16 protein-coding genes are annotated in these 13,471 nt (G+C 63.8%); 8 read left to right on the top strand and 8 right to left on the bottom strand.

Translation table 11 applies throughout. The annotated features are described in order from the left end of the window. Nucleotides 1-137: 137 nt before the first annotated feature. Entirely contained in the window at nucleotides 138-1,046 is a 909-nt protein-coding gene (locus IFT60_RS04670) for a LysR substrate-binding domain-containing protein (RefSeq protein ID WP_192049969.1), read from the bottom strand. Beyond that, complete coding sequence (locus IFT60_RS04665) at nucleotides 1,043-2,002, bottom strand: alpha/beta hydrolase family protein (protein ID WP_192049967.1); 960 nt, start codon at nucleotides 2,000-2,002, stop codon at nucleotides 1,043-1,045. Before IFT60_RS04665 ends, IFT60_RS04670 begins: the two co-directional genes overlap by 4 nt. A gap of 224 nt (nucleotides 2,003-2,226) precedes the next feature. On the opposite strand from IFT60_RS04665, the gene IFT60_RS04660 reads away from it, so the two are divergent. After that, nucleotides 2,227-2,583, top strand: coding sequence for a hypothetical protein (locus IFT60_RS04660; protein ID WP_192050013.1), 357 nt, complete (start codon nucleotides 2,227-2,229; stop codon nucleotides 2,581-2,583). Nucleotides 2,584-2,637: 54 nt separating this feature from the next. On the opposite strand, the gene IFT60_RS04655 is transcribed toward IFT60_RS04660, so the two are convergent. Next, nucleotides 2,638-3,120 (bottom strand): glutathione peroxidase, encoded by a 483-nt coding sequence (locus IFT60_RS04655; protein WP_192049965.1) that lies wholly within the window; start codon nucleotides 3,118-3,120, stop codon nucleotides 2,638-2,640. A 161-nt stretch (nucleotides 3,121-3,281) separates the two neighbouring features. On the opposite strand from IFT60_RS04655, the gene IFT60_RS04650 reads away from it, so the two are divergent. Beyond that, nucleotides 3,282-4,139 (top strand): alpha/beta hydrolase, encoded by an 858-nt coding sequence (locus IFT60_RS04650; protein WP_192049964.1) that lies wholly within the window; start codon nucleotides 3,282-3,284, stop codon nucleotides 4,137-4,139. Between the two features lie 214 nt (nucleotides 4,140-4,353). Here IFT60_RS04650 and IFT60_RS04645 read toward each other — a convergent pair whose 3' ends face one another. Both IFT60_RS04645 and IFT60_RS04640 read right to left on the bottom strand, forming a co-directional pair. After that, nucleotides 4,354-5,490, bottom strand: coding sequence for a PilT/PilU family type 4a pilus ATPase (locus IFT60_RS04645; protein ID WP_192049962.1), 1,137 nt, complete (start codon nucleotides 5,488-5,490; stop codon nucleotides 4,354-4,356). 3 nt (nucleotides 5,491-5,493) lie between these two features. Next, on the bottom strand, nucleotides 5,494-6,537 hold the full coding sequence (locus IFT60_RS04640; protein WP_192049960.1) for a type IV pilus twitching motility protein PilT: 1,044 nt from the start codon (nucleotides 6,535-6,537) through the stop codon (nucleotides 5,494-5,496). Nucleotides 6,538-6,616: 79 nt separating this feature from the next. Here IFT60_RS04640 and IFT60_RS04635 point away from each other — a divergent pair, with 79 nt between their 5' ends. Both IFT60_RS04635 and proC read left to right on the top strand, forming a co-directional pair. Continuing rightward, nucleotides 6,617-7,318, top strand: a complete 702-nt coding sequence (locus tag IFT60_RS04635; protein ID WP_192049958.1) for a YggS family pyridoxal phosphate-dependent enzyme — start codon at nucleotides 6,617-6,619, stop codon at nucleotides 7,316-7,318. Nucleotides 7,319-7,327: 9 nt separating this feature from the next. Beyond that, on the top strand, nucleotides 7,328-8,140 hold the full coding sequence (proC, locus tag IFT60_RS04630; RefSeq protein ID WP_192049956.1) for a pyrroline-5-carboxylate reductase: 813 nt from the start codon (nucleotides 7,328-7,330) through the stop codon (nucleotides 8,138-8,140). 135 nt (nucleotides 8,141-8,275) lie between these two features. Here the strand turns inward: proC and IFT60_RS04625 are convergent, their stop codons facing one another. From IFT60_RS04625 to IFT60_RS04615, 3 genes are all read right to left on the bottom strand, one after another. Continuing rightward, nucleotides 8,276-8,590, bottom strand: a complete 315-nt coding sequence (locus IFT60_RS04625) for an ElaB/YgaM/YqjD family protein (RefSeq protein WP_192049955.1) — start codon at nucleotides 8,588-8,590, stop codon at nucleotides 8,276-8,278. Nucleotides 8,591-8,672: 82 nt separating this feature from the next. After that, a complete protein-coding gene (gene ubiA / locus IFT60_RS04620; protein ID WP_192049953.1) occupies nucleotides 8,673-9,527 on the bottom strand; it encodes a 4-hydroxybenzoate octaprenyltransferase in 855 nt (284 codons plus the stop codon). Nucleotides 9,528-9,749: 222 nt separating this feature from the next. Further along, complete coding sequence (locus IFT60_RS04615; RefSeq protein WP_192049951.1) at nucleotides 9,750-10,691, bottom strand: hydrogen peroxide-inducible genes activator; 942 nt, start codon at nucleotides 10,689-10,691, stop codon at nucleotides 9,750-9,752. 162 nt (nucleotides 10,692-10,853) lie between these two features. Here IFT60_RS04615 and IFT60_RS04610 point away from each other — a divergent pair, with 162 nt between their 5' ends. The 4 genes from IFT60_RS04610 (at nucleotide 10,854) to IFT60_RS26425 (ending at nucleotide 13,353) form a co-directional block, all read left to right on the top strand. Beyond that, entirely contained in the window at nucleotides 10,854-12,032 is a 1,179-nt protein-coding gene (locus tag IFT60_RS04610) for a PilT/PilU family type 4a pilus ATPase (RefSeq protein ID WP_192049949.1), read from the top strand. Nucleotides 12,033-12,042: 10 nt separating this feature from the next. Continuing rightward, the gene (locus IFT60_RS04605; RefSeq protein WP_192049947.1) at nucleotides 12,043-12,519 is read left to right on the top strand and encodes an adenylyltransferase/cytidyltransferase family protein; all 477 of its coding nucleotides are present in this window, start codon (nucleotides 12,043-12,045) and stop codon (nucleotides 12,517-12,519) included. 67 nt (nucleotides 12,520-12,586) lie between these two features. Next, nucleotides 12,587-12,721 carry a hypothetical protein gene (locus tag IFT60_RS26760; protein ID WP_267874563.1) on the top strand — a complete coding sequence of 45 codons (135 nt, stop codon included), beginning with the start codon at nucleotides 12,587-12,589 and terminating at the stop codon, nucleotides 12,719-12,721. Between the two features lie 221 nt (nucleotides 12,722-12,942). Beyond that, entirely contained in the window at nucleotides 12,943-13,353 is a 411-nt protein-coding gene (locus tag IFT60_RS26425) for an alpha/beta hydrolase (RefSeq protein ID WP_229510681.1), read from the top strand. Nucleotides 13,354-13,471: the final 118 nt, after the last annotated feature.

Raw genomic sequence — 13,471 nt, 5'->3', positions numbered from 1 at the left:
CTCAGCAATTGGCAGCAGCATAAGCGCAACTGTCCAACTTTGTGGGGTCACTTCACCCTGTGCCCACGCGTTCAACGCGTGATCAACGCCACGTATGCGGGAGACGAACGTAACGCGTGGGCACAAGGGCGCCCACCCTACAAATGCTCGGCTGGAGGTCGCTCCAGATGCTCCAGCAGGGAGCGCACATGCCGCGACACGGCCCTGGCGTCGCGCAGCCCGATCAGCAGGCTGCGCTCGGCCCAGGCGTCATCCAGCGCGATCTGGCGCAGGTCGAGCGAGCGCACCAGTTCCTGCACGGCTCCGGACGGCAGCACGGCAACGCCCATGCCGGCGGCCACCATCTTGCACATGGCGTCGAAGCTGCGCACGCGGATGCGCAGTTTGAGGTTGCGTCCCAGCGCCTCGGTCTCGGCCTGCAGCCGCTGCGCCAGCGAGGTGCCGGCGGCGAGGCTGACGAAGTCGTAGTCGAGCACTTCCTTGAAGCTCAGGCGGCGTTTGCCGGCCAAGGCGTGCGCGCGCGGCACGACCAGGCTCAGGCGGTCATCGCGGTAGTGCACCAGGTCGAGGCCGTGCGCGGGCGTGCGGTCGGCAAAGATGCCCAGGTCGGCCCGGCCGTCGAGCACCGCCACCACGATTTCGCGGCTGTCGCCTTCTTCGAGCTCGATCCGGATGCCGGGATTGGCTGCGCTGAAGGCGGCAAGGTCGTGCGGCAGGAACTGGGTGACGGCCGAGGTATTCGCCCACAGGCGCACCACGCCGACCAGGCCGGACGCGTAATCGGACAAGTCGGCCGCGAGCAGGTCGACGTCGCTCAATATCCGCTGCGCGTGGCGGTGCAGCGCCTCGCCGGCGACTGTCAGGCTGACCCCGCGCGAGTGGCGCGCCAGCAGCACCGTCCCGGTCATGGTTTCCAGGTCCGAGATGCGCCGGCTGGCGGCGCCTACCGCGAGGTTGGCCAGTGCCGCCCCCTTGCTGATGCTGCCGGTGCGCACCACCAGGGCGAACAGCGAGAGCGACACCAGGTCGAGGCGGTGCAGGTTCATGGCTGGCGCGGCGCCAGGCCGGCAAAGGCATCCGGCTCGCCCTTGAACCAGCGGACCAAGCGCGCAATGAAGGGTTTCAGAGACGGTTTGTCCGGCGCCGCCAGCCCGTGGTTTGCACCAAGAAACTCGAAAAACCGGAAGTCGGCCTGCGGGCGTGCCGCAAAAAATCCCTGCAAACGGCGCCCCGATTCGATCGGCACGCTCTCGTCCTGCTCTCCCATCGCCGCCACGATCGGGATCTCCAGTTGGGCGTAGGTGGGGAGCGGGTCCTGGAACAGGTGTGAACTCCAGTAGGCATACGGGTGCCCGAAGAAGTGTTTGTCGAGCGCAGCCGGATGCGCCCCGATGTCGGCAAACGTGTCGGCCAACGGGCGGTTCGCCGCCAACTGCGCATACGGCTGTACGCCGCGTGCGGCGAACAGCAGGAACTCGTCGCTCTGGCGCATGCCGCCGGCGCCGATCACGGCGAGGCGTCCGACCGTGCGGCTTTTCGCCGCCACCTGCGGCGCCACCGCGCCGCCTTCGGAAAAGCCGAGCAAGCCAAGCGAGCGCGCGCCGGCCGCTTTCAGGCGCGGTTCGCGGTCGATGAACTGGACGATGTCGGCCACGCGCCGCTCGCGGCGGTCGGCGCGTTCGAATGCGTCCGGGCAGTGCTGCGGCTGCGCGCCCGCATCGGGCGCGACGTGCGGCTTTTCGAGGAAGTACACGTGCAGGCTGCCTTCGTACTGGTCAAAAAAACCGGGCAGGCGCGGACCGAACTTGCCGCAGCCCGAGCCGTCGATCAGGACGATCACGGGACTGTCCGCCGGCGCGCCCTCATCGTGCAAATGATAGTAGCGGCGGGGCTCGCCATCGATGTCGATGCTGCCCTCGTCGAGTACGCGCGCGGCAAACGCCTGCTGGGACAAGTTGGCGAACAACAGGAAGAGGGCGGTTGCAAGCGATGAGCGCGACATGTTCAGGAGTCGAAAGGTAGGATTGCCAGAATAGCACTTCTAAAGACTAGATAAGGCAACAGGCATTGCCGCACTTGTAAGCAAATGCCACGAATGTAAGGGAGTGTTAATCCTGTCAACAGCGTTCTGCTGGCTCCCGTTACTAGGCCAGTGACATGCAAGACCTGCACTGACAGACAAAGAGCAACCGAACATTTTCCAGACCTAACCCAAGGAGCTGCACCATGAAAAAAATCACCGCCACCCTGATCGCCGGCCTGTTCGCTACCGCTGCCTTCGCACAAACCACCGCCACCCCGGCCGCCTCGACCACGCAAGCGACCGACGCCAAAACCGGCGTCCTGGTGGAGAACAAGGACCTGAAGGAAGGTGCGAAAACCGACGGCAAGGTCGTCCGCGAAGCCACCAAGGCAGACACCAAAGCGGCAAAAGCCGCCGCCAAGGACACCAAGACCAAGGCCGGCAGCAAGGACAGCAAAGCCGCAGTGAAAGCGGACGTCAAGGCGCCTGTTGAAGTGCAGGCCGGTGCACACGCCGACACCCATGGCGCGCACGGCTCGACCACTGCCCAGACCAAGTAATTCTCGCAACACCCCGCAAGAGCCCGCGTCCACGCGGGCTTTTTTCATGGCGCCTCAGCGCGCCAGCAAGCGCTCGATATCGGCGACGATCGCTTCCGGCTCCGTGCGCGGCGCATAGCGTTTCACCACTTCACCATCGCGCCCGACCAGGAACTTGGTGAAGTTCCATTTAATGGCGCGCGTGCCGAGCAGCCCCGGCGCTGCGCTTTTCAGGTGGCGGTACAAAGGATGCGCACCGGCGCCGTTGACCTCGATCTTGGCGAACAGCGGGAAGGTGATGCCGTAGTTCGTATCGCAAAAGGCGCCGATCTCGGCCTCGGTCCCGGGTTCCTGTCCGCGGAACTGGTTGCACGGGAAACCGAGCACCTCCATGCCGCGCTCGTGGAACTGGCGGTACAGCGCTTCCAGTCCCCCGTACTGGGGCGTGAAGCCGCAGCCGCTGGCGGTGTTGACGATCAGGAGCACCTTGCCGCGGTAGCGTGCCAGGTCGATGGGGGCGCCGTCGAGGGCGGTGGCGTGGAAATCGAAAACGTTCATGTCGGAATGATACCAAGACTGCAAGTCTCGCTTCGATGAACATTCTTTGTTTTATATCAAACGATATTCTTGGCGTCGGCGAGATGCGTCAGAAAACCGCCTAATCTCGGACGGTGCCGGTCGTCGCTCCCGATGGCTGCGCCTTACCAGTGGGGGTGGTCATGGACATGCTTCCAAACGAGGAAACCGTCATCGGCAAGGACGGCAACGAGATCTTCATCCGCAGCTGGCATCCGCTCGAGCAACCGCGCGCGCTGGTCGTCATCTGCCATGGCGTCAATTCGCACAGCGGCCAGTATGGCTGGACGGCGGGGCAACTGACCGCCAACGGCTTTTCGGTGTATGCGCTGGACCTGCGCGGACGCGGCAAGTCGAGTGGCGAGCGCTTCTACGTGGATCATATCGAAGACTACGTGAGCGACCTGCATACTTTGGTCACCCTGGCCAAGTCACGCGAGCCGGACCTGCCGGTCTTCCTGCTCGGCCACAGCGCCGGCGGCGTCGTCTCCTGCGTTTATACGCTGGAACACCAGGCGGACATCGATGGCCTCATCTGCGAGAGCTTTGCCTTCAAGGTGCCGGCGCCGGACATCGCCCTGGCGCTCATCAAGGGATTGAGCCACGTCGCGCCGCATCTGCGGGTACTGAAACTCAAGAACGAGGATTTTTCGCGCGACCCGGAAGCGGTCGAGAACCTGAACAGCGACCCGCTGATCGCCAGCGAAGTGCAGCCGGCGAAAACCGTCGCCGCCCTGGTGCGCGCCGACGAGCGCCTGGAAAAGGAATTCCCGCTGATTACGCTGCCGGTCTTCATCATGCACGGCACGGTCGACCGCGCCACGGTACCGGCCGGCAGCCAGTTTTTCTACGACACCGTCGGCTCACAGGACAAGACACTCAAGCTCTACGAGGGGCATTACCACGACCTGCTCAACGACTACGGCAAGGACGAGGTAATGGCCGATACGACGGCGTGGATCAACCGGCATTTGCCGCAGGGGGCACCGCGCATGGCTTGATTACCCCTTTAGTAGCGGCGTACCGTAGCGTGGGCACTCGTGCCCACGCGTCATTACAAGCCGATCAGCGGCGATGTCGACCCCGGTCTGCTACCTCAGCCATGCAAATGAAGGTGCAGTGCGTATCGACACGTAACGCGTGGACTCGGGAGTCCACCCTACGGTGCGCGGCGGTCTGTGGCTGGAGTAGCCATGTCCGACCATGTGCCGGGACTTACACCAGCCCCAAATGCTCGGTCCCGCTCGAAAAATCGCGATCCTTCGCATTCTTGCTGTTCAACTTGATATTCAGGCGCAGGTCATTCACCGAGTCCGCATTGCGCAGCGCATCCTCGTAAGAGATACGGTCGGCGTCGTACAGGTCGAACAGCGCCTGGTCAAACGTCTGCATGCCCAGCTCGCGCGACTTCTTCATGATCTCCTTGATCTCGTGGACTTCGCCCTTGAAGATCAGGTCGGAGATGAGCGGCGAATTGAGCATGATTTCCATCGCCACCACGCGGCCCTTGTCTTCCTTTTTCGGCACCAGGCGCTGGGAGACCAGGCCGCGCAGATTCAGCGACAGGTCCATCAGCAATTGCTGGCGGCGCTCTTCGGGGAAGAAGTTGATGATGCGATCCAGCGCCTGGTTGGCGCTGTTGGCGTGCAGCGTGGCGAGGCACAGGTGGCCGGTTTCGGCAAAGGCGATCGCGTGTTCCATCGTCTCGCGGTCGCGGATCTCGCCGATCTGGATCACATCCGGCGCCTGGCGCAGCGAATTCTTCAGCGCCGCCTCGAAGCTGTCGGTATCGACGCCGACTTCGCGCTGCGTAATCACGCAATTGCGGTGCGGATGGACGAATTCGACCGGGTCCTCGATCGTGATGATGTGGCCGTAACTGTGTTCGTTGCGGTAGCCGACCATCGCCGCCAGCGTCGTCGATTTACCGGAGCCGGTGGCGCCGACCATGATCACCAGGCCGCGCTTGGACATGACCACGTCCTTCAGCACATTGGGCAGGGCCAGGTCTTCGAACTTCGGGATCTGCGTCGTGATGGTACGCAGCACCATGCCGACGCTGCTCATCTGGACAAAGGCCGAGACCCGGAAGCGTCCGAGGTCGCCGGGGCTAATCGCGAAGTTCGCTTCGCGCGTGGTCTCGAAGCCGGCGGTCTGCTTGTCGTTCATGATCGAGCGCGCCAGGTCGGCCGTGTGGGCGGCGGTGAGCGGCTGGCTCGAGACTGGCGTCATGCGGCCGTCGATCTTGATCGCGGGCGGGAAGCCGGCGGTAATGAACAGGTCCGAGCCGCCCTTGCTGACCATCAGGCGCAGCAGGTCGAACATGAATTTTGAGGCCTGGTCGCGTTCCATGACTTAGCCTGGGAAGTTTTCGGGGATTTTGGCGGCCGAGCGGGCGGCGGCGCTGGAGATCACGTTGCGGCGCACCAGCTCGGTCAGGTTCTGGTCCAGCGTCTGCATGCCGACGTTGCTGCCGGTCTGGATCGACGAATACATCTGCGCGATCTTGGCTTCGCGGATCAGGTTGCGGATCGCCGGCGTGCCGAGCATGATTTCGTGCGCGGCCACGCGGCCGGAACCGTCCTTGGTTTTCAGCAGGGTCTGCGAAATCACCGCCTGCAAGGACTCCGACAGCATCGCGCGCACCATCTCTTTTTCTTCGGCCGGGAACACGTCGACGATACGGTCGATGGTCTTTGCCGCCGACGAGGTGTGCAGGGTGCCGAACACCAGGTGGCCGGTTTCGGCCGCGGACAAAGCGAGACGGATCGTCTCGAGGTCGCGCAGCTCGCCGACCAGGATGGCGTCCGGGTCTTCGCGCAGCGCCGAGCGCAGCGAGTTACTGAAGGAGAGGGTGTGCGGGCCGACTTCGCGCTGGTTGATCAGGCATTTTTTCGAGTCGTGCACGAACTCGATCGGGTCTTCGATCGTCAGGATGTGGCCGTACTCGGTTTCGTTCAGGTGGTTGATCATCGCGGCCAGCGTGGTCGACTTGCCGGAGCCGGTCGGACCGGTCACCAGCACCAGGCCGCGCGGCTTCAATGCCAGTTCGCCGAAGATTTTTGGGGCGTTCAGTTCTTCCAGCGACAGGATCTTCGACGGAATCGTACGCAGCACGGCGGCGGCGCCGCGCTCCTGGTTGAATGCGTTGACGCGGAAGCGCGCCAGGCCGGGAATGGCGAACGAGAAGTCGCATTCGAGCATCTCTTCGTACTGCTTGCGCTGGCCGTCGTTCATGATGTCATAGATCATGGCGTGCACGTCCTTGTGCTCGAGCGGCGGCAGGTTGATGCGGCGTACGTCGCCATGCACGCGGATCATCGGCGGCAGGCCGGCCGAGAGGTGCAGGTCGGAAGCCTTGTTCTTTACCGAGAAGGCGAGTAGTTCTGAGATGTCCATTTATAATTCCCGAGCTGTGAAGGGCACAGCGCCGACGTGCACGCTCGCATTGTTCGAATATTGCCCATAGAAAACAATTATGTCCACAATCGCCGCCAACTTGCAAGCTGTCGAAGCGACAATCACTGCCGCCACCGAGGCCGCCAAACGGCCCCGTTCGGGCGTCCAGCTGCTTGCCGTATCAAAGACTTTCCCGATGGAAGCCGTGCTCGAAGCCATCGCCGCCGGCCAGCGCGCCTTTGGCGAAAACTACCTGCAGGAAGGTGTCGAAAAGATTGCCGCCGTGGCGCGCGCGCAACCAGATGCGCACATCGAGTGGCATTTCATCGGCCCGATCCAGAGCAACAAGACGCGGCCGATCGCCACCAGTTTCGCCTGGGTGCACACGGTCGAGCGCCTGAAAATCGCCCAGCGCCTGTCCGAGCAGCGCCTGCCCGAGATGGGACCCCTGAACATCTGCCTGCAGGTGAACATCAGTGGCGAGGCCACCAAGAGCGGCGCAACGCCGGTCGAACTGCCGGCGCTGGCACGCCAGGTCGCCAGCTTGCCAAACCTGCGCCTGCGCGGGCTGATGGCCATTCCCGAAGCCCAGAGCGACCCGGCGCTGCAGCGCGCGGCGTTCAGCAAACTGCGCGCACTGGCGGACAGCCTGCGCGCCGATGGCCTGGACATCGACACCCTGTCGATGGGCATGTCGGGCGACATGGAAGCAGCGATCCTGGAAGGCGCGACCATCGTGCGCGTCGGCAGCGCGATTTTCGGTTCGCGCCATTACGATTAAAAGGAAACAATGAAGATCGCATTTATCGGCGGCGGCAACATGGCGACGGCGCTCATCGCCGGCTTGGTCAAGGGGGGCGGAGCGACGCAGGTGCACGTGGTCGATCCGAACCCGGAAGCGCTGGAGCGATTGGCGGCGCAGTATGGGGCGTCCACGACCGGCAGCATCGACGCCGCGGTGGCCGATGCCGACGCCATCGTGCTGGCGGTGAAGCCGCAGCAGATGCGCGACGTGGCGAACGCGCTGGCGCCGCACCTGGACAAGGGGCCACTGGTGCTGTCGATCGCGGCCGGCATCCGCGGCGCGGATTTGGCGCGCTGGCTGGGCGGTTACGGCGCCATCGTGCGCGCGATGCCGAACACGCCGGCGCTGATCGGCATGGGCGTGACCGGGCTGGTGGCGCTGGCCGGCGTGAACAACGCACAGCGCACGCTGGCCGACAGTGTGCTGCGCGCGGTCGGACAAACCGTGTGGCTGGACGACGAAGCGCTGATCGATCCGGTCACGGCGGTGTCGGGCAGCGGGCCGGCCTACGTCTTTTATTTTCTCGAAGCGATGCAGGCGGCAGCGGTCGAGATGGGACTCAGCGCGGAGCAGGGCAAGCAGCTGGCACTGGCCACCTTTGCCGGCGCCACCGAACTGGCGGCGCAGTCGGACGAGCCGCTCGAAGTATTACGCCAGCGCGTGACCTCGAAGGGCGGGACCACGCATGCGGCGATCACCAGCATGGAAGCGGCGGGCGTCAAGGCGGCGATCGTCGACGCGATGAAGGCGGCGGCGGCGCGTGGACGCGAACTGGGGGATGAGTTTGGTGCAGCGTAGGGTGGACGGCTCGACCCGAACCTGTGTTAATACGCGGCCGGTGCGCCGTCCACGCGTTCACATCACGCCAACAAAGATGCGGTGCGAGGTTTCAAGCAGTGGTTGAACCCGTCCACCCTACGGACGTCGGCGCAATCAGCGACGATTGATCAGCATCCCCAGCAGCACACCCGCCACGGCGCCGATACCGACCGCTTTCCATGGATTGTCCTTGACGTAGGTATCCGTGGCCTTGGCGGCGGCTTTCGACTTTTCGACGACTTCCAGGTTGGCCAGGCCCTCTTTGGCGCCGGCGATGGCGCCTTCGAACTTGGCTTTCGCGTTCTTGAGCTCGTCGCCGGTCAGCGTGCTGCCGTGGCGCAGCCAGGCTTCGGCGTCCTGGATGACGGTCTTCAGGTCGGCCAGCAGTTGGTCACGGGCGCCGGTCTGGGTCGGGATTTTTTCCATCATGGGGTGGTCCTCTTCATGTGAATGTGATGCGGCGTCTACACCGCAATAGAGCAGTACTTCAGGTCGTGCAATTCGGACAATATTATCCGAATGCATAGTCTAACGCGACACCGGCAAATAGTGCCGCACCCAACCAATTGTTGTGCCGGAATGCCGCAAAGCAGCGCATCCGGTCGCGGTCGCGGATCAGGGTGTAGTGGTATAGCGCGATACCGGCCGCCACCACCACGCCGCCGACGAACCACCAGCGCAGGCCCAGCAGCCAGCCGCAGACCAGGTCGATCGCCAGCGCCACGCCATAGCACAGCATGACCGCGGCGACGTCGAATCGGCCGAAGGTAATGGCCGAGGTGCGCATGCCGATCTTCAGATCGTCGTCGCGGTCGACCATCGCATATTCGGTGTCGTAGGCCACCGCCCAGAACACGTTCGCCGCCAGCAGCCACCAGGCCACCGCCGGCACCTGGTCCTGCACCGCCGCGAACGCCATCGGAATGCCGAAGCCGAAGGCGATGCCGAGATAGGCCTGGGGAATCGCGAAGAAGCGCTTGAAATACGGATAGGTGCCGGCCACGATCACGGCCAGCACGGACAGCTGCTTGGTCAGCGTGTTCAGCGGCAGGATCAGCAGGAAGGAGACGATGGCCAGCACGGCGGCCACCATCACCGCTTCCCAGCTCTTGATGCGGCAGGAGGTAAGGGGGCGGTCGACGGTGCGCTTGACGTGCTTGTCGAAATCGCGGTCGGCGTAATCGTTGATCGCGCAGCCGGCCGAGCGCATCAGCGCGGTGCCGAGTACGAAGATGACGACGATGGTCGGGTCGGGACGGCCGCCGGAGGCCATCCACAGCGCCCACAAGGTGGGCCAGAGCAGGAGGAGGATGCCGATCGGCTTGTCAGCGCGGACCAGCCGGAAGTAGAGCGCCAGCTTGTTCATGAGTCGCTTCTTGTCGCGCAAGAATTATTGTGTGCAAGACAGCGATTTTACCGGGTTTGTGAAAGGGCAGGCAGCGTGCGCAGCAGGACGTAGGGTGGGCGGGTCCCCCGCCCACGCGTTCAGTGGCGCTTGAGCAGTGGCACACGTCGCAGTATGCAAACGTGCGTTGAACGCGTGGGCGGGAAACCCGCCCACCCTACGTCCCTCCAGAAACGTCGCAGGTTACGCGGCTTTATCGAGCGCCAGCATATCGACCCCCGGCAAATCGCACTGCGCCACCGCATTGCACACCGCCTCGATCGCCGCGCGCCGCGTAAAACTCTTGCGCCAGACGATCACCACGCGCCGCGACGGCGCCGGCGCCGCGAACGGTACGAACGACAGCAACCCGTGCGGATCGTCCATGTCGCGCACCGAGGCGCGCGGCAAGACCGTCAGGCCGATGCCGCTGGCCACCATGTGGCGGATCGTTTCCAGCGACGAGCCCTCGAAGGTGCGCTGCATGCCGTTGCCCGGCGACGAGAAGCGCGCCATTTCCGGGCACACTTCCAGCACCTGGTCGCGGAAGCAGTGGCCGCTGCCCAGCAGCAGCATGGTTTCCGCTTTCAGGTCGTCGGCCGGGATTTCGCGGCGGCGCGACCACGGGTGGGTGCGCGGGGTGGCGACGACGAAGGGTTCGTCGTACAGGGTTTGCATCATCATGCCGTGGTCGGGCAGGGGCAGGGCCATGATGGCGGCGTCGAGCTCACCCTGGCGCAGCAGTTCCAGCAGCTTGACCGTAAAATTTTCCTGCAACACGAGCGGCATCTGCGGCACGTTGTCGATCAGGTTTTTCACCAACGGCGGCAGCAGATACGGCCCGATCGTGTAGATCACGCCCAGGCGCAGCGGGCCAGCCAGCGGGTCCTTGTTCTGTTTCGCCAGTTCCTTGATGGCGGCGGTCTGCTCGAGCACGCGTTCGGCCTGCGCCACGATCTGGGCGCCGACCGGCGTGACCGACACTTCCGAGCCGCCGCGTTCGAACAGGGTCACGCCGAGCTCGTCTTCGAGCTTCTTGATGGCGACCGACAGGGTGGGTTGGGCGACGAAACAGGATTCGGCGGCATGCCCGAAATGTTTGGCACGCGCGACGGCGACGATGTATTTCAGCTCGGTGAGTGTCATAGGAAGATGGTCAGTCGAATTGCATAGATGCAATAGTAAAGCTGCCATGGCCCGGCGTGGTCAGCCGAGAAAAGTATTTTAACGAGAATCTTAGTCGATATAATTGCCCCGCGGGTGATATCGACACTGAATAAAATCTCCCGCCTGTCCAGAAAGGCGCGTATGTCCTCCACATTTGGCCCGGCCGAAGCCCTGGCCTATATCCAGAAACTCCTGACCGTGATGCACCAGCAGGGCGGCTCGGATCTGTTCATTTCCGCCGATTTCCCGCCCAGCATGAAGCACCAGGGCGCGATGAAACCGATGAGCCAGCAGCGCCTGAGCGGCGAAGTCACGCGCGCGCTGGCCATGTCGCTGATGAACGAGCGCCAGCGCGCCGAGTTCGAAGCGCAAATGGAATGCAATTTCGCGATCTCGCTCCCTGGTGTTTGCCGCTTCCGCGTGAATGTGTTCGTGCAGCAGCAAAGCGTGAGCATGGTGGTGCGCACCATCGCCTCGGAAATCCCGAATTTCGAAAAGCTCGAATTGCCCGAAGTGCTGAAGGACGTCGTCATGACCAAGCGCGGGCTGGTGCTGGTGGTCGGCGGTACCGGTTCCGGCAAGTCGACCACGCTGGCCGCGATGATCGACTACCGCAACAGCAATTCGGCCGGCCACATCATCACGGTGGAAGATCCGGTCGAATACGTCCACAAGAACAAGAACTGCCTGGTCACGCACCGCGAAGTCGGCGTCGATACCCATTCCTGGCACAACGCCCTGAAAAACACGCTGCGCCAGGCGCCGGACGTGATCCTGATCGGCGAGATCCGCGATACCGAGACGATGGAGCACGCCATCGCCTTTGCCGAGACCGGCCACCTGTGCCTGGGCACGCTGCACGCGAACAACGCCAACCAGACCATGGACCGGATCATCAACTTCTTCCCGGAAGAGCGCCGCAACCAGCTGCTGATGGATTTATCGGCCAACCTGCGCGCGATCGTCTCGCAGCGCCTGGTGCGCACCGAGGATGGCAAGGGCCGCAAGGCGGCGATCGAAATCCTGCTGAACACTCCGACCATCGGCGAGATGATCCTGAAGGGGAATTTTCACAGCATCAAGGAGATCATGCACAAGTCGCGCGAACTGGGCATGTGCACCTTCGACCAGGCGCTGTACGAGCTCTACAACAATGGCCACATCAGCTATGACGAAGCGATCCGCAATGCCGACTCGGCCAACGGCCTGCGCCTGCAAATCAAGCTGTCGGGCGAACGGCGCGAAGCTGGCGAGGGCGCCGGCACCGCCTCGCCGCTGTCGATGATGCTGGAAGAAGAACCGCAAGACCCTGAAAAGTAAATTGAATCCCATGCCGAATTTCGAATCCAAGATCTGCTCGCGCGCCGAGCTCCGGGCGCGCGTCGCCGCCCTCCCGAAACCCGTCGTGCTGACCAACGGCGTGTTCGACATCCTGCACCGCGGCCACGTGACGTACCTGGCGCAGGCACGCGCACTGGGCGCCTCGCTGGTGGTGGCCGCGAACACCGACGCCTCGGTAAAGCGCCTGGGCAAGGGTGATGACCGGCCCCTGAACACGCTGGCCGACCGCATGGCCGTGCTGGCGGCGCTCGAGTCGGTCAGCCTGGTGGTCGACTTCGACGAAGACACCGCGCTGGAAACGGTGCTCGAAGCGCGGCCCGAGATATACGCCAAAGGCGGCGACTACGAAATGAGCGCGATCCCCGAAGGCCAGGCAGTGCTCGCCTACGGCGGCCAGGCGGTCGCCATCGACTTCGAGCACGACCGCTCGACGACCAAGCTGCTGACCAAGGTCCGCGCCGGCTGAGGCCTTGAGAGTCCCGTAGGGTGGTCGGGTCCCCCGTCCACGCGTTCGACAGCAGCCGGAGCCACCGATGCAAAAAACACTCAGCATCCTCCTCCTGCTGGCCTTGGTCGCCTACACCGCCGCCTGCCTCGCCCTGTTCCTCCTCCAGCGCTCCCTCATCTACTTCCTCCGCCGCAAGCTGCCATCCAGGCCCCGAAGGTAACAACGCTGACCGTCCCCGGCGCCCTCGTAAAAATCTCCGAACGCCCCCGCACCGGCAGCAAAGCCCTGATCTACCTCGGCGGCAATGCCGAAGACGCCAGCTTCAGCCTGCCGCAACTGGACGCCGCCTTTCCCGAACACGCCCTCTACCTGCTGCACTACCGCGGCTACAGCGGCAGCAGCGGCAAGCCAACCGAAGCGGCGTTGGTAGCGGACGCCTCCTTGCTGTTCGACCGCGTCGCCGCCACTCACAGCGAGATCGTCCTGGTCGGCCGCAGCCTGGGCACCGGCATTGCCGTCCAAGTGGCGAGCCAGCGCCCGCTGCATAAACTGGTGCTGGTCACGCCCTACGACAGCCTGGCGTCGCTCGCCGCCAGCCAGTTCCCGTATTTTCTGGTACGCCTGCTGCTGCGCGACCGCTACGACTCGGTGCGCTACGCGCCGCAGGTCACGGCGCCGACCTTGATCATCGCGGCCGAACACGACGAAGTCATCCCGGCGCACAGCACGGCGCGCCTGCTGGCGCATTTTGCCAAGGTCGTAGCAACGCACAAGGTGGTCGCAGGGACGGGACACAACACGGTTTCGGACAGCCCGGCTTATACGCAGGCGCTGGCGTGGGCAAGAGACTAGCCTGTTGCGTCATGCATGCAGCGGATTCGTTACCACATGTATATCAAGCGTGCTGAACAGTTGTTAGCTGTCCACGTAATCCTCTCAAGGGACTATTGCCCAGTAGCATGAACTGTTA

The sequence above is a fragment of the Massilia sp. CFBP 13721 genome (assembly GCF_014842025.1).
Lineage (GTDB): Bacteria > Pseudomonadota > Gammaproteobacteria > Burkholderiales > Burkholderiaceae_D > Telluria.
This window is presented reverse-complemented; position numbering and strand designations above follow the sequence as displayed.

Excerpts from the sequence above, each read along its gene's own strand:
- ubiA (WP_192049953.1), bottom strand. The coding sequence starts at position 9,527 with ATGAACAAGCTGGCGCTCTACTTCCGGCTGGTCCGCGCTGACAAGCCG.
- IFT60_RS04625 (WP_192049955.1), bottom strand. The coding sequence starts at position 8,590 with ATGATGGAAAAAATCCCGACCCAGACCGGCGCCCGTGACCAACTGCTG.
- IFT60_RS04670 (WP_192049969.1), bottom strand. The coding sequence starts at position 1,046 with ATGAACCTGCACCGCCTCGACCTGGTGTCGCTCTCGCTGTTCGCCCTG.
- IFT60_RS04655 (WP_192049965.1), bottom strand. The coding sequence starts at position 3,120 with ATGAACGTTTTCGATTTCCACGCCACCGCCCTCGACGGCGCCCCCATC.
- IFT60_RS04640 (WP_192049960.1), bottom strand. The coding sequence starts at position 6,537 with ATGGACATCTCAGAACTACTCGCCTTCTCGGTAAAGAACAAGGCTTCC.
- IFT60_RS04635 (WP_192049958.1), top strand. The coding sequence starts at position 6,617 with ATGTCCACAATCGCCGCCAACTTGCAAGCTGTCGAAGCGACAATCACT.
- proC (WP_192049956.1), top strand. The coding sequence starts at position 7,328 with ATGAAGATCGCATTTATCGGCGGCGGCAACATGGCGACGGCGCTCATC.
- IFT60_RS26760 (WP_267874563.1), top strand. The coding sequence starts at position 12,587 with ATGCAAAAAACACTCAGCATCCTCCTCCTGCTGGCCTTGGTCGCCTAC.
- IFT60_RS04645 (WP_192049962.1), bottom strand. The coding sequence starts at position 5,490 with ATGGAACGCGACCAGGCCTCAAAATTCATGTTCGACCTGCTGCGCCTG.
- IFT60_RS04615 (WP_192049951.1), bottom strand. The coding sequence starts at position 10,691 with ATGACACTCACCGAGCTGAAATACATCGTCGCCGTCGCGCGTGCCAAA.
- IFT60_RS04665 (WP_192049967.1), bottom strand. The coding sequence starts at position 2,002 with ATGTCGCGCTCATCGCTTGCAACCGCCCTCTTCCTGTTGTTCGCCAAC.
- IFT60_RS04605 (WP_192049947.1), top strand. The coding sequence starts at position 12,043 with ATGCCGAATTTCGAATCCAAGATCTGCTCGCGCGCCGAGCTCCGGGCG.
- IFT60_RS04610 (WP_192049949.1), top strand. The coding sequence starts at position 10,854 with ATGTCCTCCACATTTGGCCCGGCCGAAGCCCTGGCCTATATCCAGAAA.
- IFT60_RS04660 (WP_192050013.1), top strand. The coding sequence starts at position 2,227 with ATGAAAAAAATCACCGCCACCCTGATCGCCGGCCTGTTCGCTACCGCT.
- IFT60_RS04650 (WP_192049964.1), top strand. The coding sequence starts at position 3,282 with ATGGACATGCTTCCAAACGAGGAAACCGTCATCGGCAAGGACGGCAAC.